The sequence below is a fragment of the Type-D symbiont of Plautia stali genome (assembly GCF_001485335.1).
In the GTDB taxonomy this organism is placed as follows: domain Bacteria; phylum Pseudomonadota; class Gammaproteobacteria; order Enterobacterales; family Enterobacteriaceae; genus Pantoea; species Pantoea vagans_C.
In genome coordinates this window covers 1-23,724 of record NZ_BBOC01000062.1, presented here as the reverse complement: position 1 = coordinate 23,724, position 23,724 = coordinate 1, and the positions used below count along the sequence as shown (strand labels likewise).

Annotated in this window: 22 protein-coding genes; 14 read left to right on the top strand and 8 right to left on the bottom strand. The window is 53.9% G+C overall.

The window, feature by feature from the left end; genetic code table 11:
- Positions 1 to 10 precede the first annotated feature (10 nt).
- Positions 11 to 388 (top strand): hypothetical protein, encoded by a 378-nt coding sequence (locus tag PSSD_RS18290; RefSeq protein ID WP_058973200.1) that lies wholly within the window; start codon positions 11 to 13, stop codon positions 386 to 388.
- Here the strand turns inward: PSSD_RS18290 and PSSD_RS18285 are convergent.
- Positions 385 to 855 carry an Rrf2 family transcriptional regulator gene (locus PSSD_RS18285; RefSeq protein WP_039328449.1) on the bottom strand — a complete coding sequence of 157 codons (471 nt, stop codon included), beginning with the start codon at positions 853 to 855 and terminating at the stop codon, positions 385 to 387. The two genes, PSSD_RS18290 and PSSD_RS18285, sit on opposite strands and share 4 nt — an antisense overlap.
- Positions 856 to 910: 55 nt before the next feature.
- Positions 911 to 1,660 carry an alpha/beta hydrolase gene (locus tag PSSD_RS28175; protein ID WP_369404270.1) on the bottom strand — a complete coding sequence of 250 codons (750 nt, stop codon included), beginning with the start codon at positions 1,658 to 1,660 and terminating at the stop codon, positions 911 to 913.
- A 423-nt stretch (positions 1,661 to 2,083) separates the two neighbouring features.
- On the opposite strand from PSSD_RS28175, the gene PSSD_RS18275 reads away from it, so the two are divergent.
- Positions 2,084 to 3,211 (top strand): EpsG family protein, encoded by a 1,128-nt coding sequence (locus PSSD_RS18275; protein WP_039328448.1) that lies wholly within the window; start codon positions 2,084 to 2,086, stop codon positions 3,209 to 3,211.
- A gap of 223 nt (positions 3,212 to 3,434) precedes the next feature.
- Positions 3,435 to 4,490, top strand: a complete 1,056-nt coding sequence (locus PSSD_RS18270; RefSeq protein WP_058973198.1) for an acyltransferase family protein — start codon at positions 3,435 to 3,437, stop codon at positions 4,488 to 4,490.
- A 114-nt stretch (positions 4,491 to 4,604) separates the two neighbouring features.
- Here PSSD_RS18270 and PSSD_RS18265 read toward each other — a convergent pair whose 3' ends face one another.
- The gene (locus PSSD_RS18265) at positions 4,605 to 5,597 is read right to left on the bottom strand and encodes a LacI family DNA-binding transcriptional regulator (protein WP_039332083.1); all 993 of its coding nucleotides are present in this window, start codon (positions 5,595 to 5,597) and stop codon (positions 4,605 to 4,607) included.
- A gap of 403 nt (positions 5,598 to 6,000) precedes the next feature.
- Here PSSD_RS18265 and PSSD_RS18260 point away from each other — a divergent pair, with 403 nt between their 5' ends.
- Positions 6,001 to 7,464 carry a sugar porter family MFS transporter gene (locus PSSD_RS18260; protein WP_058973197.1) on the top strand — a complete coding sequence of 488 codons (1,464 nt, stop codon included), beginning with the start codon at positions 6,001 to 6,003 and terminating at the stop codon, positions 7,462 to 7,464.
- Positions 7,465 to 7,787: 323 nt separating this feature from the next.
- Here PSSD_RS18260 and PSSD_RS18255 read toward each other — a convergent pair whose 3' ends face one another.
- From PSSD_RS18255 to PSSD_RS18240, 4 genes are all read right to left on the bottom strand, one after another.
- Complete coding sequence (locus PSSD_RS18255) at positions 7,788 to 8,921, bottom strand: ROK family protein (protein ID WP_058973196.1); 1,134 nt, start codon at positions 8,919 to 8,921, stop codon at positions 7,788 to 7,790.
- A 15-nt stretch (positions 8,922 to 8,936) separates the two neighbouring features.
- Positions 8,937 to 9,677: a replicative helicase loader DnaC gene (dnaC, locus tag PSSD_RS18250; protein ID WP_034829969.1), complete on the bottom strand. Its 741-nt coding sequence runs from the start codon at positions 9,675 to 9,677 to the stop codon at positions 8,937 to 8,939.
- Positions 9,677 to 10,213: a primosomal protein DnaT gene (dnaT, locus tag PSSD_RS18245; RefSeq protein ID WP_039332074.1), complete on the bottom strand. Its 537-nt coding sequence runs from the start codon at positions 10,211 to 10,213 to the stop codon at positions 9,677 to 9,679. Before dnaT ends, dnaC begins: the two co-directional genes overlap by 1 nt.
- 97 nt (positions 10,214 to 10,310) lie before the next feature.
- Positions 10,311 to 11,003 (bottom strand): autotransporter domain-containing protein, encoded by a 693-nt coding sequence (locus PSSD_RS18240; RefSeq protein ID WP_058973195.1) that lies wholly within the window; start codon positions 11,001 to 11,003, stop codon positions 10,311 to 10,313.
- Between the two features lie 195 nt (positions 11,004 to 11,198).
- On the opposite strand from PSSD_RS18240, the gene PSSD_RS18235 reads away from it, so the two are divergent.
- The 9 genes from PSSD_RS18235 to PSSD_RS18195 all read left to right on the top strand — a co-directional run bounded on the left by PSSD_RS18235 (position 11,199) and on the right by PSSD_RS18195 (position 20,520).
- Positions 11,199 to 11,759 (top strand): DNA-3-methyladenine glycosylase I, encoded by a 561-nt coding sequence (locus PSSD_RS18235; RefSeq protein ID WP_039332070.1) that lies wholly within the window; start codon positions 11,199 to 11,201, stop codon positions 11,757 to 11,759.
- Between the two features lie 109 nt (positions 11,760 to 11,868).
- Positions 11,869 to 12,531: an OmpA family lipoprotein gene (locus PSSD_RS18230; RefSeq protein ID WP_039332068.1), complete on the top strand. Its 663-nt coding sequence runs from the start codon at positions 11,869 to 11,871 to the stop codon at positions 12,529 to 12,531.
- A gap of 161 nt (positions 12,532 to 12,692) precedes the next feature.
- Positions 12,693 to 13,697: a LacI family DNA-binding transcriptional regulator gene (locus PSSD_RS18225; protein ID WP_058973194.1), complete on the top strand. Its 1,005-nt coding sequence runs from the start codon at positions 12,693 to 12,695 to the stop codon at positions 13,695 to 13,697.
- Between the two features lie 58 nt (positions 13,698 to 13,755).
- Complete coding sequence (locus PSSD_RS18220) at positions 13,756 to 14,781, top strand: LacI family DNA-binding transcriptional regulator (protein WP_058973193.1); 1,026 nt, start codon at positions 13,756 to 13,758, stop codon at positions 14,779 to 14,781.
- A 143-nt stretch (positions 14,782 to 14,924) separates the two neighbouring features.
- Positions 14,925 to 15,674 carry a sugar phosphate isomerase/epimerase family protein gene (locus PSSD_RS18215; protein WP_058973192.1) on the top strand — a complete coding sequence of 250 codons (750 nt, stop codon included), beginning with the start codon at positions 14,925 to 14,927 and terminating at the stop codon, positions 15,672 to 15,674.
- 10 nt (positions 15,675 to 15,684) lie between these two features.
- The gene (locus PSSD_RS18210) at positions 15,685 to 16,623 is read left to right on the top strand and encodes a sugar kinase (protein ID WP_058973191.1); all 939 of its coding nucleotides are present in this window, start codon (positions 15,685 to 15,687) and stop codon (positions 16,621 to 16,623) included.
- A 249-nt stretch (positions 16,624 to 16,872) separates the two neighbouring features.
- Positions 16,873 to 18,153, top strand: a complete 1,281-nt coding sequence (locus PSSD_RS18205) for an MFS transporter (RefSeq protein WP_058973190.1) — start codon at positions 16,873 to 16,875, stop codon at positions 18,151 to 18,153.
- Positions 18,154 to 18,224: 71 nt separating this feature from the next.
- A complete protein-coding gene (gene ghrB, locus PSSD_RS18200) occupies positions 18,225 to 19,199 on the top strand; it encodes a glyoxylate/hydroxypyruvate reductase GhrB (RefSeq protein ID WP_058973189.1) in 975 nt (324 codons plus the stop codon).
- Positions 19,200 to 19,281: 82 nt separating this feature from the next.
- Complete coding sequence (locus tag PSSD_RS18195) at positions 19,282 to 20,520, top strand: valine--pyruvate transaminase (protein WP_039332052.1); 1,239 nt, start codon at positions 19,282 to 19,284, stop codon at positions 20,518 to 20,520.
- Positions 20,521 to 20,527: 7 nt separating this feature from the next.
- Here PSSD_RS18195 and PSSD_RS18190 read toward each other — a convergent pair whose 3' ends face one another.
- On the bottom strand, positions 20,528 to 21,976 hold the full coding sequence (locus PSSD_RS18190; protein WP_058973188.1) for an aminotransferase-like domain-containing protein: 1,449 nt from the start codon (positions 21,974 to 21,976) through the stop codon (positions 20,528 to 20,530).
- Positions 21,977 to 22,146: 170 nt separating this feature from the next.
- Here PSSD_RS18190 and PSSD_RS18185 point away from each other — a divergent pair, with 170 nt between their 5' ends.
- Positions 22,147 to 23,613 carry a hypothetical protein gene (locus PSSD_RS18185; RefSeq protein ID WP_058973187.1) on the top strand — a complete coding sequence of 489 codons (1,467 nt, stop codon included), beginning with the start codon at positions 22,147 to 22,149 and terminating at the stop codon, positions 23,611 to 23,613.
- Positions 23,614 to 23,724 lie beyond the last annotated feature (111 nt).

Sequence of the window (23,724 nt, the reverse complement as noted above, 5' to 3'; positions counted from 1 at the left end):
AGGAGAGAAGATGAACAGCATGATCACCCCGGACGTATGGACATGTGTGGCGATTGCACTGGCGGCGGCCAGCATCGCGATGACCATCACCCAAACCGAATTGTTTGCCAGACTGCGTGCCTGGACGGCCAAAAAGCACGCGCTACTCGGCCACTTGTTTCACTGCTTTTACTGCATGAGTCACTGGACAGTGCTGGTCGGCATGCTGATTTATCGCCCTTACCTGCTGCACAGCGATATGGCGGTGATTGATTGGGTGATGACGGCGTTTATTACCTTGACCCTGACCACCTTTATCAACGGTCTGATGTTCAAAGTATTCCAGGCAGCAGTGACCACGCACGTGATGAAACATAACGCGCAGATCACCTTACAGAAGCAGGATTAAGACTCATCACTGCACAGCGGATGGGGCTCGGCTTCCAGCCCCAGTTTTGCCATTTTGCTTAGGTAATCATCGGCAATATCGGCCACGGTGATTTGGCTAAAGCGATTAAGCAGCACCACTTCCGCTTCGTTGAGTGCCTGGTCGAGACGCTCATCAACCGCATGCTCCACCAGACACGGCGAGGGATCGGCAGCAGGCCCGATGCTGAACAGCGCCGGTGAGCCAATGGCCTGATAAACATCGAGCAGCGTTATCGCGTTTAGCTCTACCCGAAGCTCCCAGCCACCGCCGTGCCCTTTCTCCGACACCACATAGCCTTTTTCGCGCAGTCCGGACATCATGCGGCGTACCACCACCGGATTAGTGCCCAACATTTTGGCCATGGCTTCAGACGTGGCGCGTTTAACGTGCCGATCGAGATGAATCAGCGCGTGCAGGGAGCGGGACATTCGGTTGTCGCGGGGCATGGAGGGTTCCTCTAAAGTTCACGACACTCTAGCAAACGCGCCAGGCGGCAACAATTTATCCCGCTTTCTGCACCAGGCTCGCTTGCCAGTCACTGAACAGAGTCAGCCAGTTTTTGGCCGGAATATTCTTTTTCAGTGCGGTGCCGAAACCGTGCCCGCCCTGCTGGAATAGATGCATCTCCACCTTCACATGGTTTTTACGCAGGGCATCAAACATCTGTAACGTGTTTCTGGGCGAAGCCGTGCCATCATCCAGCGCCTGCGCAAGGAATGTCGGCGGAGTGTTTCCGCTTACACGGTCTTCCTGTGAATACTGATCAATGTCAGCCTGGCTGATATCTTTGCCGTACATCGCCGTGCGTGTGCCCACATGCGTCACGCCATTTTTCAGTGACAGAACCGGATAGATCAGTGCGGTGAAATCGGGCCGTGCGGAAACCTGATCCTGCGCATCAACAGCCGTGTAATTGTTGGCGTCGGGGCTGTTACTCACATTGGCGGCGAGGAATGCCCCGGCTGAAAACCCCATCACGCCAATCTGATTGGAGGCAATGCGATAGTCTGCCGCATGGCCGCGAATCATGCGCATCGCTCGCTGCACATCAGAAAATGCATTATTCCGGTTAACCTCTGAACCCGCGCGCGGCATACGATAAATTAATACAAACGAGGAATACCCTTTTTGGCTCAGCACCTTTGCCACATCGAGTCCTTCAGCGTCCTGCATAATATAAGAAAAACCCCCACCGGGAATGATTAGCACAGCCGAGTGATTATTTTTCCCGACCGGTGGAACATAAATCATTTCTGGAGAATCGACATTTGTGACAGCGCGATTATTGTTGGCTGGGTTTTTACTAAAATTAATGAATTTATTATTTCCTGACACTTCATTTGGCCAGATAGGAATTTCCTTATTGGCAAAAGCAGCCGGAAGATACAACAAGAAAAGCACAGCCGATAAATGAGGGAACTTCATCTCTATGACTCCAAATTCTGAGTAAAATCAGTAACAAATGACAAAACCAAAAGTTTTCCTAAGGCTTCGCTGCCTAACGCCTGTCCCAGAGAGAATCAAATCAAATGAATAACCCTGATAAAGTAACAAATAATATTACTCACCTGCACCCACTATAATACTGGGCCAAGAAAAATTAGACTTTTCTCATGTTTACGTTAACAAGGCCATATGTTATAAGTAAATTTTAAACTATAAGAATCTGTGACCATGGGAATTTACTGGATCATAAGTCTTAGCCTGACTTTCGTCGCGCTTGTCGAAGTTATGTTAAGTAAAAATGAAAACACAGCACAAATCAGATCATACGTTTATTTTGTTGCCGTTGTCGTGTTATTTACTTTCGGCGGAATTCGTGGTCTGGGAACAGGTCTGGATGATTTCCAGTATCGTGATTTCTTTGTTCACTTCGTCGATAAAATTGTTATTGAAGGATTCTGGCGCACCGCAGAAGAATTCCGCTACGAACCCGCGATCTATGCCATAGCAGGTCTCACACGCGTATTTACCGCCAATCCCGATATCTTTATCTATGTCTTTACGGTGATCGCGGTCTGCGTCAATGCCTGGTATTTCCGCAAGCTGACACCGCTGCCGATTGTGGCCCTGGCCGTCTACTCTGCTCACCTGTTTATTAACAAAGACATGAACCAGATTCGATTTGGTTTATGTTCCGCGTTCTTAATGGGCTTTGTTTATCATATGTCCCGCCGCAGTAAATCCGGGATGATCACCACCTTTATTCTTTCCTTTATCAGCCACGCAACCGGGATTATTGCCCTGCTCATTCCCATGGCGATGATTGTGAGGAAAAACAAATATATTCCTATTTTGATTGTTGTGGCCAGCTTGCCCCTCGCCTTTATGGGCAGCTCGGCGTTGATTGCTGTGCTTTCCAGCCACCTTGGTGGATTGGGTGACAGGGCAATGGGTTACGCTAACCAAGAATCGACCCAGGATCAGGGTATCCTGACGCTCTCAAACCTGAAGAATATCGGCTTTGTATTTATCTTTAGCTTTATGCTGTTGAGCGACAGAATCAAAAACTTCGATCCGGTGAAGTTTAATACTTATTACATCCTGGTCATCACGTTCGCGATTGGTGCGGGTATCAGGATGGCGCTGCAGGACTACGCCTCCGGTGGCCGACTGGCAAACTACCTGTTGCAAGTTGAACCGGTGCTTATTTCCCTCTGTATTTGGGAAACCAAAAAACTCAAGAAAGTTGCGGCCGTCGCGATTACCGTTTTAATGGTACTCTATTATCTTTATTACAATACCATTTCCAGTAAACAGTCGATAACCGGTTACGAAGTTTCGCAAACATTTAAGCTGTAATACCCAACACCTAAACGCTAGCCTCCGGGCTAGCGTTTTTTATTTCTCAGATAAAGCCGATAGACGCATAAGGAAATTCTGAATGTTTTAGTGGTACTGGTCATCGCTTGCATTTTTCTTTCCTTGAACCTCTAATAGACTCACATCTGTGCCAACAGAGTTAGGAATATTCTTAGCAATTTTAAACCAGACTATTCAAGACTCACTGGCGCCAAGTCACTCAATGAAAGAATGCAGATATGAACGAAAAAATAATTTTGATATCGTCAGGTTCTCTCTCGCCTTTATCGTCATGCTGGTGCATGCCGCTGAAGTCACCAGAAGTGCCGATATTCGGTTCCTGTCTCAATTTTTAAATAGTGACTTTGCCGTACGAGGGTTTTTCGCAATAAGTGGATTCCTTATTGCGAAAAGTTACTTAAGAAGTAAATCACTCACGTCCTATTTTATTAAGCGCGCTCAACGTATTCTGCCCGCTTATATATTCGTCATTATTCTTTGTTTCGTAATTGGCATGTGCCTGACGACGCTGCCGCTGATGGATTTCCTGAAAAATAAAGAGACCATCAAATATCTGATTGCCAACTTCTCGTTCCTGAACTTCATTCAGCCTTCACTGCCGGGTGTCTTTACCAGCAACCCCAACCAGCCGATGGATGGTTCACTGTGGACGATTAAAGCCGAACTGACACTCTACGTGCTGCTGCCGTTTATCGTTCCGCTGATGAAGAAAAGCCCGCTTAAAGTCTGGAGTATCATTTTCATCATCTCCTGCGCGTGGTTCTTCTACTTCACCTCGCTGTATACCGGGCCGAAAGCTGACACGCTGGCAAAACAGTTTGTTTCACTCTCTTCTTTCTTCTTCTTTGGCAGTCTGTTGGCGATACATCAGCCGACCTTCGATCGCCTGAAGGAGATTACGATTGTGTCTCTGGTGGTGTTCCTGCTGTTCAAGAATACTCAGTATTCCTTCATTATTGAGCCGATCGCCTTCTCGTCTGTGGTGATTCTGTTCTGCACCAACCTGTGCAAAGAGGTCAAGATCAGCCAATACGGTGACCTGTCTTACGGCATGTACCTGTACCACTGGCCGATTATCCAGGTGCTGCAGCATTTTGGTTTGTTTGCCACCAATGCCTTTATCGGCCTGGGATTGACCATCGTGATCACGCTGGCACTGGCTTACACCTCGTGGAATGTGCTGGAGAGCCGTTTCCTGAAGCGCGCGCATCACAAACAGCCTTCGATCGCGCCACCGACCAATATCGCACGGGATTGAGTCCCGACGCATCAGGTCGCCATTAATGGCGACCCTACGGCAATCGTGAGGAGTTAGTGGCGGCAATCGTGCGCGATATTCGTAGGGTGCGCATTAATGCGCATCGGTTTCATTTCAGATGGTCGCACCCATGGAAAGCCGGTAATGCAGGTTGACCTGTTCGATGGTGGGTTGCTGATTAATCTTTTTCAACACGATTTCGGTCGCCACTTTTCCCATCTCAAATCGCGGGGTGATGACGCTGGCTAAGCGTGGCGTGGTCGCCTGACCGATATCGAGTCCGTGGAAACCGGCAATCGCCATGGCCTGAGGGACCGCAATACCTGCGGCCTGGCACTCCTGCAATACCCCAACCGCCAAATCATCATTGGTACACAGAATGGCATCCATCTCCGGATAGAGCTGGCGCGCCAGCGTCATCATGCCGGTACCAATCGATACTGAAGAGACCTTGTTCGGCACAATACGCCCTGCCGGAAAACCTGCCGCTTCTACCGCATCACGATAACCCGCATAGCGCTGCTCATCACGGCGATCGGACATCGAACCAAAGTAGATGACGCGCTGCTTGCCGCTGGCCAGCAACATGGATGTCATATCATAACCTGCGCGATAGTTATCAAACCCCACGTTAATGCGCCCGTTTGCCTCGGTAAGGCCCATCACTTCTGCCACAGGGATGTTGGCGGCATTGAGGTATTTCTCAGCGCGCACGGTGTGCACCGATTCCGTCAGAATCAGCCCTTTAATATTGAACGCCAGCACGGTAGCAATCTGCTCTTCTTCGCGCTGGGCGTTGTAGTCATAGTTGACCACCAGCGTCTGATAACCGTGCGCACTGGTCACGGACTCAATGCCTGCCAGCAAATCGGCAAAGATTTGGTTGTTAAATGAAGGGATCAATACACCGATGCGCGGCTGGCTTTGGTTCGCCACGGCGGCGTTTTCAGGATCGGGGATGTAGCCGATTTCGGCAATCACGCCAGCGATTTTCTCCGCCGTTTCCGTTTTAACCTTTTCCGGCGTGCGTAAATAGCGGCTAACCGTCATTTTGGTGACGCCCGCCAGGGTAGCAATATCGTCCAGAGTGATGCGCTGCGTTTTCATTGCGACGTCCGCAAAGATGGCCTGTCAATCAACGTATTATGCCCGTTGCCCGCCAAAAAATGAAACGAACACACAGTATCAATGATGAGGAAAAATCATCGTGAAATTGCAGAATGAAAATTTCAGACATTTTCAATAGAAAACAAAAAATGCAATGTTGTTTTATAGCGATTTGATAAGAAACCCATCATTTCAGCCATTTATGGCCCTGACGAGATCACGACCAACAGCAATTTTCGCAACATCCTTCACACTTTCTGGAAAAAATGATCCAAAAACCATCATTTAGAACATATATTCCATGGTGATTACCTCGAGTGAATAACGCTGAACATCGATAACCTACACCACTCCTCTTTCTGAACACGTAACGTTCAGGCTGTAGAGACAAGGGGCTATAACAATGGATACCAGGCAAAAACGCTACAACATGAAGTACGTCATCCTTTGCTGTACCGTCGCGGCATTTGGCGGACTGTTAATGGGTTATGACTCTTCTATCATCTCCGGTGCAATTGAACCATTAAGCGAATACTTCCAGCTGACGCCCGCAGAGACCGGTTGGGCCGTTTCGAATATTCTGCTCGGCAGTTTAGTGGGTTGTTTTATTGCCCCGCGCCTGAGCGATAAATTAGGCCGTAAAAAGTCCCTCGCTATCACCGCATTACTGTTTACCGTTTCGGTGATCGGCACCGCCATCGCACACAACTTCACCGTGTTCGTGCTGTTCCGAATGATTGGTGGATTAGCCATTGGTCTGGCTTCGGTGATCTCCCCCATCTATCTGGCTGAACTGTCACCGTCGAAATTTCGTGGCCGCACCACCGCGCTCTATGCAGTGTGCTGTGTGGGCGGCCAGTCGGTAGTGTTGCTGACGAACTACTTCATCACCAAGTCCATGCTGCCAGAAGCGATGATAGCCATGGGCTGGCGTTACATCCTGGCCACCGCATTGGTGCCTTGTGCGCTGTTTATTTTCTTCATCGCTTTTATTCCTGAGTCACCACGCTGGAACGTGCTGAAGGGAAAATACAATGAAGCACTGGATACCCTGACCAAAATCTCCAACCGCGAGCATGCCGAAAGCGTGTTCAATGAAATTAAACACTCCTTCTCTGAGAAGACCGCTCAGCAGCATAAAGCGCGCCTGCGTCTGGATAAAACCACCATCCCATTACTGGTGATCGGTATTGGTCTGGCCGTGGGTAACCAGATCAGCGGCATCAACGTGATTCAGTATTTTGGTCCAACGTTGCTGAAAAACGTCGCGGGCAGTACTGATTCGGCCCTGCTGCAAACCTTCTGGCTGTCGATTTGTCAGTTCATTGGCGTGCTGGCGGGCATGATGCTGATTGATAAGATAGGTCGTCGTAAACTGCTGTTGCTGGGCGCTATCACCTCTTGTGTCTGCCTTGCTTACTCGTTTATCGCCTTCTTCTATCATCTGCCGGGTTTACTGGCGGTGGTGGGTCTGTTCGCATATATGATTTTCTTTGGCATGACCTGGGGTCAGATTGTCTGGACGGTGCTGGGCGAAATCTTCCCGACGGAAATTCGTTCGATTTGCGTGGGAATTTCCATCTGTGCGATGTCGCTGGCGAACTTTGTCATCAGCAGCACCTTCCCAATTATGAACAGCAGCCCGATGTTACTGGATCTGTTCCACGGCGGCTTCCCGCTGCTGCTGTTCGCGATTTTCTCGCTGGGTATGTACTTCTTCACCTTCCGCTATCTGCCAGAAACAGCCGGCGTATCGCTGGAGAAAATCCACGGCTTAGTGCTGGAGAAGTTTAACGTCGATGCGGAGTTGCCGCAGAGCACCACCAGCAGCAAGGCCAGCGAGTCGTTTGATATTCCACGACATTGATTGCGCCAGAAGGCGCGCAATAAATTGCGCCGCTACGGCTTGATGTTCATAAAGGTAGCAACGCTGGGAGAGAATATTGATGCCATTACGGACAACAGCAGCGATGATGCTTAAAGCCCCGTAAAGGCCAGCCCGAAGAGCAAAGCGTCCGCCGCAGGGATGCGGCGGCCGATCTGCATGGAGGCGAGATTTCTTTGCGATCGGGCTGGCCTTTATGGGGCCATGCACGAGATTCACAGCAACCCCCAGCAAAATGTGCGCATAAATGCGCACCCTACGAGGGTTTGATCATCGGTAGTGGCGCGATGTATCGCGTAATCCGCTTAATTCACCGCGCGCTCATACTGCTCGATCACCGCCAGCGCCAAACCGTTGGCGGGATCAATACGCTGCGGCAGGAAATGCAGCTGAGTATGGCTAAAGGTAAATGCCAATGTGCCATTCTGTGCCGCTTGCTGCACCGCCTGCACAAAAGCAGGATGCGCATTCCACGGCCCATCAATAATAATACTGGCCGGATTCACCAACTGCATCACATGACTGAGTGCGTGTCCCACATGATGACCGGTTAACGCCATCACCTCATCAACGATCTGCGGTTCACTCGCCGCGTTTTGCCAGCGCAAACCGGTTTTACGTTGTCCCAACTGCTGCTGGATCGCCGGATGGCTGACCAGCGTTTCCAGACAGCCTAACCGACCACAGCTACAGCGCAGACCTTGTGGCTGCACCTGCATGTGCCCAATCTCACCGGCGGTCCAGCTGCCGCCGACAAACACTTCCCCTTGCTCAACCAATGCGCCGCCGACACCTTCGCCAATGCGCAGGTAGAAATGGCTTTGTGATTTATCCAGGTCAAGCTGCTGCACCGAGAGCAGCGCCGCCGCTTTCACGTTGTGCATAATGCGCAGCGGCAAAGTGGTGGCACAGCTCAGCGGTGTGAGTACATCAACATCCTGCCAGCCAAGGTGGGCAGAAAAGTGCACCCAACCACGCTGGGGATCGATGATGCCGGGGAAACCCACGGCGATACCCAACAGCCCGGGATGGGCTGCGTGCAGTGTCTGGCAAACTTCCACCAGCTCCTGCAGCAGCAGCGCGGGGTCGGCCGTGTTGGTGTGCCAAGTCTGTTCGGCAATCACCTGAGAATAGTAGTCGCAGACCCGCCAGTGAATGGCGTTGCGCTCCACCATGATGCCAGCATTTTTCAGCTTTTCTGCGCGCAGCTCTATCTCGATTTTTGGCCGCCCGGCGGCAGCCACGCTCACCGGACCGAGCTCATTGATCAGCCCTTGCGCCAATAAATCATCGACAATCAGGGAAACGGTGTTTTTGCTGAGCTGGAGCGCGAGAGCCAGATCCTGGCGAGAGGTGATGCGGGTGGTACGCAGTTGCGTCATCACCCGCTTGAGATTGTTGAGTCGCAGTAACGCGGGACCTTTACCGGCTGCTTTCATTGCGCGCTTACCTAATCAATACTCATCGCCGCGCACGCGGCTACGGTAGCTTTCCCAGTCGAAACGTACCCACAAACTGGTGCCAAGGCGCATACGGTCCATCACGCGTTCGCCCAGTAATCCGTTCATCCCAGCAGGATCAAGATTGGACAGCATGCCGGTGGGCCGTTTTGAAGAAGAACGACGATCAACAATCTGGTTAATGATCACTTTTTCATAGCGTGATTCACTCTGCATGCCGATCTCATCGATCACCAGCAGATCCACATGGCTGAGATCCTGCAACAGACGCTCTTCAGTAATATCACTGCCGCCACTGAAGGTGCCTTTCATGCTCGACATCAAATCGGCCACGGTCACAATCAGCACGCTTTTGCCACGCAGGATGAGATCGTTACCAATGGCCGCCGCCAGATGGTTTTTACCCGTGCCGGGACGGCCAGAGAACACAAAACTGGCGATGCTGTTGTCGAATCCGGCGGCATATTCCCGCGCCAAAGCCAGCGCCTTACGTTGACCATCGTTCTCAACGCGGTAGTTGTCGAACGAGCAGTTCATATGCAGTTCACGGATACCGGAACGCCCCATGATGCGCTGCATTTTCATGGCGCGGTTTTCCCGCACGATGGCTTCAGATCGCAGACGGCCCTGCTCCTGATTCCACGCCAGCAGCTCTTCACCATTTTTAAATTTCGGTTGCACATCCGCAGGCATAAATTTTTTCAGGCGACTGAAAAGATCGTTCGGCGTTTTCATCACTCACCTCGGAATCCATCGGGAATATCGTAATTGGTATTGCTGACCTGGGTTACGTCACGCTTCGGCTGTCCGCCGTTGGCTGCACGGTTCATCTGCACGCTGCGCGCCAGTTTCTGCTGCCACTGCACATGATGAAACAGTCGGCCTTCCGCCTGCCAGTAAGCAACAAACGTCGCCAACTCGGCAGCCGTCACCGGCTCGCTAAGCGCAATGCCCCAAATGGCGGCCTGGCGCTGAAAATCCTGATCGGGCTGCCAGCCCTGATACAGGGCGAATTTCCCCACCGGCGTACTGATCGGCGCGGCATCGGTATGAAACAGGCTGTCATCCAGGGTGACATCATTCGGCTGCTGCGCGGCGGCTTCCAGCGCCAGCAAGTGCGCCAGGCGCTGCGGCGTAATGGCATAAAATGCCGGCGCATTGTTGTGCAACACCGCCAGCACGCCGTTATCGGCCTGCTGCAACACGGCAAGCGGATCCTGGCAAAAGCCATCCAGCCCCACCAGCGTTGAAGATAAGATTTTAACTGACATGAAGAAACCTGACGTTGACTAACCTGAAGTATTTAGCGTACAGCTTCGGCACTAAGCGGCCAGTGTACCTGTTTTAATGCGACGGATCGCGCAGGAATTAGAAGCTGGCGCTGACGCCGAGGCTGTAAATAAACTGTTCACCGCTGATCACCGCACCGGTCTGAGAGAAAGAAGCAAAGGCCGCCAGATTTTGCCCCAACGGGACATTCGCGCCCACGCTCACATCCACCCAGCGGCTCTCCTGATTGATTTCTTCAGGGCGATCGCGCATGGCTAGCGGGCTATCGTAGTTCAATTGATGGCTATAGCTAACCTGTGCCCAGGGTGAAATCCAGCCAAGTGTGGAATCAACGCGCCAGCCCAGCGACGCCACATGCCCGGCGTTATTGCCATCAACAAATTCGCATTTCGGGCAACTCAAATGGGAGTCATCCACGGCAAATTGCGCCACCGGTCCGGTGCTGACCGTCTGGCTCATTGGCATTTGCCAGCCCGCTGAATAGCGATTAGCGAAAGGCGCATTACCCACGCTGGCCGTTTCACTGTGCAGCACCATTGCGCCCTCATCCGGTGAATTCAGCACGGCATCCATCAAGCTGATGTCGTTATTTTCTGTCAACATCAGGCGATTACTGGAAATCTTTTCCGCCAGTATCGCGTTGTAATCCGGCACATTATCCCCGCTGGCCTGCCCCCAGGCGTTGGCAGACATGGCCGTAAATAACAGCCACACACCGCCAAAAGCCAGCATGCGAATGTGCTGGCCTGTCCGCTGACTTTTCTGCAACATGAAAGACTCCTGACGAGCCAGAAAGGGATCGGGTTTTAAGGTTATGGATACCTGTCATCATCTGCCGTGCAGCCAACGCAACTGCTCCACGAAAGATGACAGGTATATTATCGGCACCCTTTGATTAACTATTAATCGATTCTGAGATACGTCAAGAGATTAACGGCTTTTTCCTCATGCTAAGGGAGTGATGCAATGCAACGTTGTGGCTGGGTAACACAGGATCCGCTCTATCTGGCGTACCACGATAACGAGTGGGGCGTACCGCAAACTGATAAGCGTGCCTTATTTGAGATGATCTGCCTTGAGGGACAACAGGCTGGATTGTCGTGGATCACCGTGCTGAAAAAACGTGAAAACTACCGCCGCGCCTTCCATGAGTTTGACCCCCATGCTGTCGCCCGGATGGATGAGGCTGATATGCAACGTTTGCTGCAGGATAGCGGGCTGATTCGCCATCGCGGCAAACTGGAAGCGATAATCAATAATGCGCGTGCGATGCTGGCGCTGGAGGCTGAAGGCGTAGACTTTTCAGGCTTTATTTGGGCATTTGTCGATAACCAGCCGATTTTACACCGTTTTGCGGATTATAAACTGGCCCCTACCACCTCTGAGCCTGCCATTGCGCTATCTAAAGCGCTAAAGAAGCGTGGTTTTAAATTCGTCGGCCCCACAACCTGCCACTCTTTTTTGCAGGCCTGTGGCTTGATCAACGATCATCAAACCAGCTGTTTCTGCCATCCCGATAATCTTTAACGCAAATCTTTACATTTTAAGACTGGGCCTCACGTATTTCCCCATTATTGAACGGCATAATAGCCCCGTTTGGGGCATTTTCCCCGTTTGACTTTGTGAGGGATATCCAATGAATAAGCGTGTTTTGGCGCTGGCCTTGTTACTGAGCGGCAGCGTGGCGCTGTCGGGTTGTACCACCAATCCTTATACCGGCGAATCACAGGCCGGTAAATCGGGCATCGGCGCGGGCCTGGGTGCCGTGCTGGGTGCGGGCGTGGGTGTGTTGTCATCCTCGAAGAAAGATCGCGGTAAAGGGGCTCTGATTGGTGCGGCTTCCGGTGCCGCACTGGGCGGCGGTGTTGGTTATTACATGGATGTGCAGGAAGCGAAACTGCGCGATAAAATGCGCGGTACTGGCGTCAGCGTAACGCGCCAGGGCGATAATATCGTGCTGAATATGCCGAACAACGTGACCTTTGACTCGAACAGCAGCAACTTAAAACCGGCAGGCGCCAACACCCTGACGGGCGTGGCGATGGTCCTCAAAGAGTATCCAAAAACCGCCGTGAATGTGGTGGGCTTCACCGACAGCACCGGCACACGTGCGCTGAATATGAAACTGTCACAGCAGCGTGCGGAAAGCGTGGCCAGCGGTCTGATTCTGCAAGGTGTGGCGCAGAACCGTCTGCGTACGCAAGGCATGGGCCCGGATAATCCAGTTGCCAGCAACAGTACAGAAGCCGGTAAAGCACAAAACCGTCGTGTCGAGATTACGCTCAGTCCGCTGGGCTAATTCTGTCGCCGGTCTGCTACTGCAGATCGGCGTTTGTGCGCTTTTTTTGCGCGGTATTTAGCGCTTTTTGTGTAAGAAAACGCTCAATAATCGTCAACCGATAGAGCCGAAAAATACTTTATGCTAGCGTGATCAAAAATTGATCAGTGGAACGTCTCATCATGTCGCTAAAAGCCATTGCTGCGGCCCTCGGCCTCTCTGTTACTACCGTGAGTCGTGCGCTAAATGGCTATGATGATGTGGCGGAAGCCACGCGCAAACGGATTGAAGATGAAGCCACCTCGCGCGGCTATCGCCCTAATGATGCTGCCCGTCGCTTAAAAACCGGCCGAGCCAATGCCATTGGCCTGGTCTTTCCCGTCAGCACCGCCTCCCTCAATGACAGCTACTACAGCGAAATGCTGCAAACGCTCGATCAGCGCCTGGCGCTGCATGAAATCGACCTGATGATTCTGCCGGATAAACCGCACGATCAGCACCGTACAGTCATGCGTATGTTGCGCAGCGGCTCACTGGACGCGCTGATTTTGACGCACACCCTGCCGCACGATCTGCGCCTGCAACGCCTGCAACAAAAGGGGTATCGCTTTCTGACGCTGGGTCGCAGCCAACTCCCACAGCCTTACGCATGGTTCGATTACGACAACCATGCAGGCACCCTGTTAGCTGCCGAACACTGCCTGCAGCAGGGATGGACGCGTCTCGCCTATCTCGGGGGAGACGAACCCTGTACCTACATTATCGATCGTCGCCAGGGCTTTGTTGATGCGTTCACCCAGCACCAGCCCTCCATTGCGCCCACCATGCTGGCGGCGCTGCCCGTCACCCGACGCTCGGGTTATCAGCAAACGCAGCGCTGGCTGTCGCAGGACATCGCACCTCAGGCAATCATCACCGATTGCGCACCGCTGGGCGAAGGCGCGGCGATTGCGCTGCAACAGGCCGGACGCCTGAGCGGCTCACGAGCGATTCCGCTGTTTGTTTATGACGGCCTGCCGCACGACTCGATTATTGACGAGCCCGTGAATGCCATTCTGCAATTATCGCAACAGCGCATTGGCGAACGCGTGGCAGAGATGGTGCTGCAACTGCTCGAAGGTGCGCCCCTCGAGACCCTGCAAACACTGTGGCAACCGATGCTGCGCCTCACTTCTGACGCACAATGATTGCGTGACGCCTGCGCTGTGGTAGTCTTCGCCTGATTGAATTATTCAGGTATCCGCAATGAAAACCAGGCCGCCACGAGCCACAATCAGTGACGTTGCCCGTACGGCAAAAACCGGTAAAACCAGCGTTTCCCGCTACCTTAATGGCGAAGTGAATGTGCTCTCGCCCGATCTCAAAGCACGTATTGAACAGGCCATCGCCGATCTTGATTATCGTCCAAGCCAGATGGCACGCGGCCTGAAGCGTGGGCGCACGCGTCTGATCGGCCTGATTATTGCAGATATCACCAACCCCTACTCGGTGGATGTGTTGAGCGGCATTGAAGCGGCCTGCCGTGCGCAGGGTTTCACCCTGCTGATGTGTAATACCAACAACGAAGTTGACCGTGAGCAGTATTACCTGCAACTGCTGAGCAGCTATCAGGTAGAGGGGATTGTGGTGAATGCCGTCGGTATGCACGAAGAAGTGCTGAAACGCCTGCAGCAGTCGATGCTGCCCATGGTGCTGATTGACCGCAAAATCCCTGACTTTGCCTGCGATGTGGTGGGCCTGAATAACCCTGAAGCGTCGCATATTGCCACGCAGCATCTGTTGGATAATGGCTATGATGCCCTGCTGTTCCTCAGCGAACCACTCGGTAGCGTCAACACCCGTCGTGAACGTCTGGCTGCGTTTCATGACACCTGCAAAACACGCGCGCACGTCTTGGCTGAAAACGCCGAAGTGCCGCTACATCAACCAGAACAAATGGAAAGCGTATTGCGCGCCTTCCAGCAACGTCATCAAGAGAAGCGCTGCGCCGTCATTGCCGCCAACGGTGCATTGACGCTGCAGGTGGCGCGCGCTTTACAGCGCCTGGAACTGCGCTGGGGCGAAACCATCGGGCTGCTGGGCTTTGATGAGCTGGAGTGGGCCGCACTGGCAGGTGTCGGGATTACCACCCTGAAACAGCCCACCTGGCAAATTGGCTATGCCGCGCTGGAACAAGTGATTGCGCGTATTGATGGCAATGAACAGCCGATCAGCGAGCAGGTTTTCTCCGGTGAATTGATTGTGCGCGGCTCCAGCCAGCCGCTACGCTAAGTCCCCTCCCTTTGGCTCACTTCGTGAGCAGGATCATAAATCCACACTCTGTGGCTTTCTTTTGGAACCGGTTCCATTTAGGTTTTTATCATGATGTTTGTTGGGTGCGTGTTATACGCAACGGCCTCAAGGAGAATCGAAAAATGGCACATCCGGAAATTATCGTGGTCACCGCCGCTTACGGCACACAGAAAGTCGCGGAACTGGGCGGGCAAACCGCGCTGCTGCCGATGATTAAAGCCGCGGGCGCAGATGGCGTAGAAATCCGTCGCGAACTGTTCAGCGAAGACGATTTGCTGCGTTTGCACACGCTGCACAAGGCACTGGCTGAGCAGCAACTCAGTGCCAGTTACTCGGTACCCGAGGCGTTGTGGTTAGAAGATGGCACGTTGAACCCGCGCCTGGCCCAGTTCTTGTTAGAAGCCGAACAGATCGGTGCCAAGCGTCTTAAAATCGCCCTCGGTCATTTCGTTGACCTCTCTGACCCGCAGTTGGTTGAGGTGCTGGCGGCGTCGCCGGTGACGCTGGTGGTTGAGAATGATCAAACGCCTGACAGCAAACTCGCGCCGATGGTGAACTTCTTCCATCGCGCCTGTGATGCGGCGTTACCGCTGGATATGACGTTCGACATGGCTAACTGGGTGTGGACCGGTGAAGACGCTCTGCAAGCCGCAGAACAGCTGAGCCGCTATGTCAGCTACATCCATGTTAAGGCCGCCATACCGCACGGTGAGACGTTCAGCGCCATCGCGCTGGATGAAACCGACGGAAGCTGGCGACCGCTGCTCAGTGCACTGCCAAAAGATGCGCCGCGCGGCATTGAGTTCCCGCTGGAAGGCGCAGATCTGCTGGCGGTAACCCGTCACTACGTTGATCTGCTGCGTGCGGTGTAAGGAGTCGACCATGAAGCGACTTGATGTGGTGACGATAGGCGAAGCGATGGCGATGTTTATCGCGCAACAGGCGGGCGATCTCGCAGCGGCTGACCACTTCGTTAAACGAATTGCCGGCGCTGAACTGAATGTCGCGATCGGGCTTGCGCGATTGGGCTTGCAGGTCGGTTGGGTCAGCCGCGTCGGCGACGACAGCTTCGGACGCTTTACCTTGCAGCAGTTGGCGAAAGAGAATGTCGATCATCACTGTGTGACCACGGATGCGCGCTACCGCACCGGTTTTCAGCTCAAGTCGCGCGTCGATGACGGTTCAGACCCTGAAGTGGAGTATTTCCGCCAGGGCTCTGCCGCCAGCCATCTGTCACCCGATGATTTCGACGCCGATTACTTCGGGGGTGCACGCCATCTGCATCTGAGTGGTGTGGCCGCCGCGATCTCCGCCAGTTCACTGGAACTGAGCAAACATGCTGCCAAGGAGATGCGCGTACGCGGTAAAACCATCTCCTTTGATCCCAATCTGCGCCCGGTGCTGTGGCGCAGTGAAGAAGAGATGCGCAAGCAGCTGAATGGGCTGGCAGAGTACGCAGACTGGGTGCTGCCAGGCGAGAAAGAGGGGCTGATCCTCACCGGCTATCGCCAGCCGGAAGCTATCGCTGATTTCTATTTGGATAAAGGCGTGCGTGCCGTGGTGATCAAAACCGGCTGCGACGGTGCCTGGTATAAAACCGCTGAAGGCGAGAAAGGCACGGTCGCACCGATTCTGGTCGAGAACGTGGTGGATACCGTTGGTGCGGGCGATGGTTTTGCCGTGGGGCTGATTAGCGCACTGCTGGAAGGTCAATCACTGCCGCAGGCGATTCTGCGTGGCAATAAAATCGGCTCGCTGGCGATTCAGGTCGCGGGCGACAGCGAAGGGCTGCCCACGCGAGCAGCGCTGGGGGATTATTAATCACCGGTCGCCATAAGTGCGTACCTGGCTAATCCTTCTGTCTCTATACCCAAAATAATTCGAGATACCCAAAATAATTCAAATTTCAGGAAGGCGGCAAGTGCATGAATCCTCAGGAGCTTACTGAAGTAAGTGACTGAGGTGAATGCACGTAGCCAACGCACCTGAAATTTGAAGTATGAAGGGTATACAACACTATTCCGAGGCATATCCACTGAATGTGCCCGCCTCAAAACAGAGGAGTCACCCATGAAATCGCAGACAATCGCGCCAAAACGCTGGTGGTTTATCATGCCCATCGTGTTTATCACCTACAGTCTGGCGTATCTGGACCGGGCGAACTTTAGTTTCGCCTCTGCCGCAGGGATTAATGACGATCTCGGCATCACCAAAGGCATGTCATCGCTGCTGGGCGCCCTGTTCTTCCTTGGCTACTTCTTCTTCCAAATCCCCGGCGCGATGTATGCCGAACGCCGCAGCGTGAAGAAGCTGATCTTCTGGTGCCTGATTTTGTGGGGCGGTTGCGCCTCATTAACCGGCGTAGTGAGCAATATCCCGATGCTGGCTGCCATCCGTTTTGTGCTTGGTGTAGTCGAGGCGGCGGTGATGCCGGCGATGCTGATTTACATCAGCAACTGGTTCACTAAATCGGAACGTTCACGCGCCAATACCTTCCTGATTCTTGGCAACCCCGTCACCGTACTGTGGATGTCGGTGGTGTCTGGCTATCTGATCAACTCTTTCGGCTGGCGCGAGATGTTCATCTTCGAGGGCATTCCCGCGGTGATTTGGGCGGTGGCCTGGTGGTTCCTGGTGCAGGACAAACCCGCACAGGCCAAATGGATGAGCGACGAAGAGAAATCGGCGTTGCAGGCGCAGTTGCAGAAAGAGCAGGAGAACATCAAAGCGGTCCGCAACTATGGTGAAGCGTTCCGTAATCGCAACGTGATTATCCTGTGCATGCAATATTTTGCCTGGAGCATCGGCGTGTACGGTTTCGTGCTGTGGCTGCCGTCCATTTTGCGTAACGGTACGCAGATGGGTATGGTGGAAGCCGGTTGGCTTTCTGCGGTGCCATATCTGGTCGCCACTGTCGCGATGGTGGTGGTGTCCTGGGCATCGGATAAAACGCAAAATCGTAAGCTGTTTGTCTGGCCGCTGCTGCTGATTGGTGCGCTAGCGTTCCTCGGTTCGTATCTGGTGGGGTCCAGCAACTTCTGGCTCTCCTATACGCTGCTGGTGATTGCTGGCGGTGCCATGTATGCACCTTACGGTCCGTTCTTTGCCATCATTCCTGAGATGTTGCCACGTAACGTCTCAGGCGGTGCCATGGCCCTGATCAACAGCATGGGTGCGCTCGGTTCCTTTATCGGTTCCTGGATTGTGGGCTATCTTAATGGCGCGACCGGCAGCCCCGCCGCTTCCTACATTTTCATGGGTGCCGCGCTGCTGGTTTCGGTATGGCTGACGTTGATTGTCAAACCGGCTGAGAACAAAACATCGCCGATTCATGGCGCAAAGCACGCGTAAGGATGTGCCTTAGCGCGTCCATTGCCACGGGAGGCCTGAAGGCCTCCCCGACACATTTTAAGGGAGATACGATGAAACCTGCTGTGATTCTGTATAAGAGCCTGCCCGATGACCTGCGCGCGAAGCTCGATGCCCATTTTACCGTAACCGAAGTGAATAACGTTGCGCCAGAAACCGTGCAGCAACACGCGGCACAGTTTGCTGAAGCGCAGGGTTTACTCGGTTCCGGCGGGAAAGTGAATGGCGATCTGCTGGCGGCGATGCCCGCGCTGCGTGCCTGCTCGACGGTGTCCGTGGGATACGACAACTTTGACGTCGAGGCACTGAACCAACGCAAAGTGCTGCTGATGCACACCCCGACCGTGCTGACCGAAACCGTGGCCGATACCATGATGGCGCTGGTGCTGAGCACCGCCCGCCGTGTGACAGAGTTGGACTCATGGGTCAAAGCGGGTGAGTGGAAGAAGAGCATCGGCCCGGACCATTTCGGTATCGATGTGCATCACAAAACCCTCGGTATTCTCGGCATGGGCCGCATCGGTCTGGCGCTGGCACAGCGTGCACACTTCGGCTTCGGCATGAACATTCTCTACAACGCCCGCCGTCAGCATGTAGAGGCTGAAACGCGTTTCGGCGCACGCGCCTGCGACCTGGAAACACTGCTGAAAGAGAGCGATTTTGTCTGCATTAGCCTGCCGCTGACCGAACAGACGCACCACATGATCGGCGCAGCACAGCTTAAGATGATGAAATCCAGCGCGATTCTGATTAACGCAGGCCGTGGTCCGGTAGTGGATGAACAGGCACTGACCGCCGCACTGAAGGACGGCACCATTCATGCAGCGGGTCTGGACGTGTTTGAAGTGGAGCCGGTTCCCGCTAATGCGGAACTGCTCAAGCTGCCGAACGTGGTGGCCCTGCCGCACATCGGTTCTGCCACCCATGAAACGCGCTACGGTATGGCACGTGATGCGGTGGATAACCTGATTGCCGCACTGAGCGGCAAAGTTGAGAAAAACTGCGTTAACCCACAGATTCAGGGTTAAGCCCGCTGCTTTAGCCATTGCGCCTGCCCGCCGCGGGCGCTATGGTGGTTGCCCATTCCCGATCACAATGTTTTAACTTCCTATGTCCTTTTCTCAGTTCGGCGACAAATTTACTCAACATTCCGGCATCTCACGTCTGATGGAAGACATGGGTGAAGGCCTGCGCACACCTGGCACCATTATGCTTGGCGGCGGCAACCCGGCGCAGATCCCGGCCATCAATGACTACTTTAATCAGCTGCTCCAGCAGATGCATCAGGACGGCAAGCTGAGCGAAGCGCTGTGCAATTACGATGGCCCGCGTGGCAAAGCGTTGCTGCTGGATTCACTGGCGAAGATGCTGCGGGAAGAGCTGGGCTGGCCGATTACGGCACAGAACATTGCGCTCACCAACGGCAGCCAGAGTGCGTTTTTCTACCTGTTTAACCTGTTCGCGGGTCGTCGCGCAGACGGCAGTAAGAAACGCGTGCTGTTCCCATTGGCACCGGAGTATCTCGGATATGCCGATGCAGGGTTAGAAGAGGATCTGTTCGTTTCCGCTAAACCGAACATTGAGCTGTTGCCAGAAGGCCAGTTTAAGTATCACGTCGATTTCGAGCACCTGCCGCTGAATGATGATGTGGGCTTGATTTGCGTGTCGCGTCCGACCAATCCGACTGGCAACGTGATCACCGATGACGAACTGATGCAACTGGATGCGCTGGCGCAGCAACACGGCGTGCCGCTACTGATTGATAACGCCTACGGTGTGCCTTTCCCCGGCATCATCTTTAGCGAAGCGCGTCCGCTGTGGAACCCGAATACCATACTGTGCATGAGCCTGTCGAAACTCGGCCTGCCTGGTGCACGTTGCGGCATTATCGTCGCCGATGAGAACACCATCAGCGCCATTGGCAACATGAACGGCATAATCAGCCTGGCGCCGGGCAGCATTGGTCCGGCGATCGCCAATGAGATGATTGCGCGTGGTGATTTGCTGCGTCTGTCAGAAGAGGTGATCAAGCCGTTCTATCAGTCCAAGGTGAGCGAGACGATTGCGATTCTGCGTCGCTATCTGCCGGAAGACCGCTGCTTGATCCACAAACCTGAAGGGGCGATTTTCCTCTGGCTGTGGTTCCGCGATTTGCCGATCAGCACCGAAGCGCTGTATCAACGCCTGAAGGCACGCGGCGTGTTGATGGTGCCAGGTCACTTCTTCTTCCCTGGTCTGGAACAAGCGTGGCCGCATACCCATCAGTGTATGCGCATGAACTATGTGCCGGATGCAGAGAAGATTGAACGCGCGGTACAGATTCTGGCGGAAGAGCTGGATAAGCTTTAAAGGCTGCTTAATCCGCTGTTAACGACAGCTGGCACCACTGTGCCAGCTGTTTGATCGCCTCTTCCACTTCAGCATTCCAGCCAAACCCGGCGTTGAGTCGGAAACAGTGATCGTAGCGGTGGTCAGTGGCGAAGATATGCCCCGGCGCAATGCCGATCCCCGCGTTGCGCGCTTTTAGAAACAGAGCGCGCACGTTTAACGCCTGCATCGGCATCTCCACCCACAATACATAACCGCCTTCCGGGTCCGATACGCGGGTGCCCGCCGGGAAATAGCGCAGCACCGCCTGGCGCATATGGTGGATTTGATTCTTCAGCTCACGGCGCAGTTTGCGCAGGTGCGCATCGTAGCCGCCACTGCGCAGCAGTTCGGCAATCGCCGCCTGTGAAAGTACCGAGGTGCCCATGCTGGTGGTGTACTTCAGTGAGGCAATCTTGCGCATGTAGTTGCTGCTGTGCACCCAGCCAATGCGAATGCCGGGTGCCACGGTTTTTGAAAAGCCGCTGCACAGGATGGCATTTGGGCTGAAAGCGCGCATCGGGAACGGACGCCGCTCGCCAAACGCGGTGTCACCAAAGATATCGTCCTCGATAATCACCACATCGTTTTCATCAGCCTGACGCGCGATGTAGGCCTTCTGCTCGTTGGGAATGCTTTTGCCCAGCGGATTATTGATGTTGTTGATGGTGAGATACGCCTGCACCGCTTTGCGCTGGAACAACGCCGTAAGCTTGGAGACGTTAACGTAGCCCTCAGGCCCAGCTTCAACTTCAATCACCCGCAGGTTGAGGTTGTGCAGCATCTGTAACAGCACAAAGTAGCAAGGTGACTCCACCGCCACGATGTCACCAGGACGCGTGGTGGCGCGCAAAGCGAGTGAAATGGCTTCGATGCAGCCATTGGTGATCAGGATGTCATCCGCGCTGATATTGCAGCCATAATCCACTGCGCGTCGGGCGATTTCTGCCTTGAGTGGCGCATAGCCGGTGCCTTTCACCGTGTTACCCAACAGTGCCGGTTTGCTGTAACCCATCTGACGCATCAGCAGGCCAATTTTCTTAACCGGATAGAGGGAAATATCGCCGTTCGCCAGATCCAGCCTGACGCGACAATCGGATCCCAGCATCGCCAGATGCAGTTCGGTTTGCTCATCCAGCGGCGCCACTTCGCGCGGCTGTTCGCTGTTAAGTGGCACAGGCAGTGACTTTTCCACCTTACGTGGCGCGACAAAAAAACCGGACTTAGGACGCGCCACAGCGTAGTGCTCATCCTCCAGCGTGCGTAATGTTTTCAACGCGGTGGTCATGCTGACACTGTACTGTGTGGCCAGCGTACGCACTGAAGGTAAACGGCTATCCGGCGGCAGCGATCCGCTGTGAATGGCTTGTTTTATCTGCTCTGCGATCTGACGGTAACGACTACTCTGACTCTCCTGTTCACTCGCTCCAGCCGCCATCTGTTCCACCCCATATCGTACACATCTGTGCGTATCCCTCAGATTACATTCAAAGTACTTTAGGTTGCATCTGTTAATTCAGCTTCAGACATTCATTGCGTTTCCTTTTCCCGTGGTTTGCCGCCAGCACGGCAAACGCGTTTTTAATCGCCAAAGGATGAAGTCAAAAAATGAATAATCTGCCCACCATGATGAGAGAAATAGAAGGCTACCTGACACCCGCCATTATCGATTCTGCTCAACGCTGCTCTCGCCGTTTACTCGATGCCCTACCCGATAGTGAAAATCCTGCTCGCAACCGCGTGCTGCTTGCGTATGGCGGCGGTAAAGACAGCAGCTACATGGTGGCCTATGTGCGTTACATTCAGGGGCTGATCTGGCAACAGCAGGGCAGCACCTTCCAGCTCCGTATCAGCACTAACCGTCACGCGGCGATGAATGACAGCGTGATGGAGAATATTGACCGCGTGTACCGCGCTTTGCGCATCCACAACGATGATTTTACCGAGTGCCTGGTGACCGATGGCTTGCAGATCCGCGCTTTCGATCGCCACTTACCGATGCCCGACAGCGTGCGCCAGCAGAATCGCAACGATGTGCTGATGAATGGCCACCGTTTTCGCGCCGATGCACGTTCCACCTTCTGCAACGCCTGCAACCTCAGTATGGTGAACTCCTTTGGCCTGGCGGCGCACTACGCGGGCAGCGTCGATGTGATCATCACCGGTGATTCCCCACAGGAGCAGACCGCCTACCTCGCCTGGGCGCGCCACTTGTCACGCCTGTTTGATGCGCCTGTGGCGGATAAATCACGCGGCTTTAGCGGTTTCCTGCAAACCCTGGATGGCGTGGCAGAGCGCTATTTTGCCGATATCTACGGTGCCGATCAGGTCACGCCAGCGCATCGCATTACCTGGCAGCTTGAGCGCGATCCCCTGTTCTTCAATATCTACCAGGACACCGCCTATGAAGCCGGTGCGCACTGGGCCCTGCTCACTGAATTCATGCATTTCCGCTTTGATGAACTGATGTTCAGCTTCTCCGAATCGGACTGCGGCAACCCGACGTTAATGGCACATATTCGCGGTCTGCGTGCGGAGACGCTGATGCAGCGCAGCTACGCCGAAGGCATTCTCGAATATGTGCGCTTTGCCCTCGGCTTGATGGAGAAGAAAGATTTCCCGCCGCAGCTGATCAGCGAAATGGCCGCGCGTTATCAGGACGATGCAGCGATAGAACGGGCGCGTGAGCGTGCCGCCCGCTTTGCTGAACAGGCTTTTGGCCTGAATGAGACACAGTTGGTGTGCATGATCTATTCGCCGTTTATCGCGCAGGGCCACCAGCTCAATGCCTGGTTACAGCAGTTAACCGATGCACCAGATGAGCAGGCGGTGCGTGCGCTGCTCAGCAGTGACAGTGATGACGTGCTGCTGGCTCAGCAGTTGGAACGGCTTTCGGGTCTGACGATTGCGCAAATGCGCCAGTGCTGGCGCAGCGCACAGGTCAACACCTTGCTGGACGGAACGCGTGGTGATGCGCTGTCGCGCGTGCTGCGTTTCGATCCACATAAAGCCGTGATTCAGGTCAACAACGGTGCCTTGCAAGACATCGTTACGGAAGTGATCTCCGGGCGTTAACCCGGTAAGGCGACGCGATGAGAAAGATTTTCCTGCAGATTGGTGCCACCCGTGACGGACAAAATCCCTATTGCGCGGTGGCAAAACGTGAAGGCTATTTTACCGTGCTGG

What these genes read in the sequence shown, in the direction of transcription:
- PSSD_RS18290 (WP_058973200.1), top strand. Translation starts at nt 11, where the DNA reads ATGAACAGCATGATCACCCCGGACGTATGGACATGTGTGGCGATTGCA.
- PSSD_RS18285 (WP_039328449.1), bottom strand. Translation starts at nt 855, where the DNA reads ATGCCCCGCGACAACCGAATGTCCCGCTCCCTGCACGCGCTGATTCAT.
- PSSD_RS28175 (WP_369404270.1), bottom strand. Translation starts at nt 1,660, where the DNA reads ATGATTTATGTTCCACCGGTCGGGAAAAATAATCACTCGGCTGTGCTA.
- PSSD_RS18275 (WP_039328448.1), top strand. Translation starts at nt 2,084, where the DNA reads ATGGGAATTTACTGGATCATAAGTCTTAGCCTGACTTTCGTCGCGCTT.
- PSSD_RS18270 (WP_058973198.1), top strand. Translation starts at nt 3,435, where the DNA reads ATGAAAGAATGCAGATATGAACGAAAAAATAATTTTGATATCGTCAGG.
- PSSD_RS18265 (WP_039332083.1), bottom strand. Translation starts at nt 5,597, where the DNA reads ATGAAAACGCAGCGCATCACTCTGGACGATATTGCTACCCTGGCGGGC.
- PSSD_RS18260 (WP_058973197.1), top strand. Translation starts at nt 6,001, where the DNA reads ATGGATACCAGGCAAAAACGCTACAACATGAAGTACGTCATCCTTTGC.
- PSSD_RS18255 (WP_058973196.1), bottom strand. Translation starts at nt 8,921, where the DNA reads ATGAAAGCAGCCGGTAAAGGTCCCGCGTTACTGCGACTCAACAATCTC.
- dnaC (WP_034829969.1), bottom strand. Translation starts at nt 9,677, where the DNA reads ATGAAAACGCCGAACGATCTTTTCAGTCGCCTGAAAAAATTTATGCCT.
- dnaT (WP_039332074.1), bottom strand. Translation starts at nt 10,213, where the DNA reads ATGTCAGTTAAAATCTTATCTTCAACGCTGGTGGGGCTGGATGGCTTT.
- PSSD_RS18240 (WP_058973195.1), bottom strand. Translation starts at nt 11,003, where the DNA reads ATGTTGCAGAAAAGTCAGCGGACAGGCCAGCACATTCGCATGCTGGCT.
- PSSD_RS18235 (WP_039332070.1), top strand. Translation starts at nt 11,199, where the DNA reads ATGCAACGTTGTGGCTGGGTAACACAGGATCCGCTCTATCTGGCGTAC.
- PSSD_RS18230 (WP_039332068.1), top strand. Translation starts at nt 11,869, where the DNA reads ATGAATAAGCGTGTTTTGGCGCTGGCCTTGTTACTGAGCGGCAGCGTG.
- PSSD_RS18225 (WP_058973194.1), top strand. Translation starts at nt 12,693, where the DNA reads ATGTCGCTAAAAGCCATTGCTGCGGCCCTCGGCCTCTCTGTTACTACC.
- PSSD_RS18220 (WP_058973193.1), top strand. Translation starts at nt 13,756, where the DNA reads ATGAAAACCAGGCCGCCACGAGCCACAATCAGTGACGTTGCCCGTACG.
- PSSD_RS18215 (WP_058973192.1), top strand. Translation starts at nt 14,925, where the DNA reads ATGGCACATCCGGAAATTATCGTGGTCACCGCCGCTTACGGCACACAG.
- PSSD_RS18210 (WP_058973191.1), top strand. Translation starts at nt 15,685, where the DNA reads ATGAAGCGACTTGATGTGGTGACGATAGGCGAAGCGATGGCGATGTTT.
- PSSD_RS18205 (WP_058973190.1), top strand. Translation starts at nt 16,873, where the DNA reads ATGAAATCGCAGACAATCGCGCCAAAACGCTGGTGGTTTATCATGCCC.
- ghrB (WP_058973189.1), top strand. Translation starts at nt 18,225, where the DNA reads ATGAAACCTGCTGTGATTCTGTATAAGAGCCTGCCCGATGACCTGCGC.
- PSSD_RS18195 (WP_039332052.1), top strand. Translation starts at nt 19,282, where the DNA reads ATGTCCTTTTCTCAGTTCGGCGACAAATTTACTCAACATTCCGGCATC.
- PSSD_RS18190 (WP_058973188.1), bottom strand. Translation starts at nt 21,976, where the DNA reads ATGGCGGCTGGAGCGAGTGAACAGGAGAGTCAGAGTAGTCGTTACCGT.
- PSSD_RS18185 (WP_058973187.1), top strand. Translation starts at nt 22,147, where the DNA reads ATGAATAATCTGCCCACCATGATGAGAGAAATAGAAGGCTACCTGACA.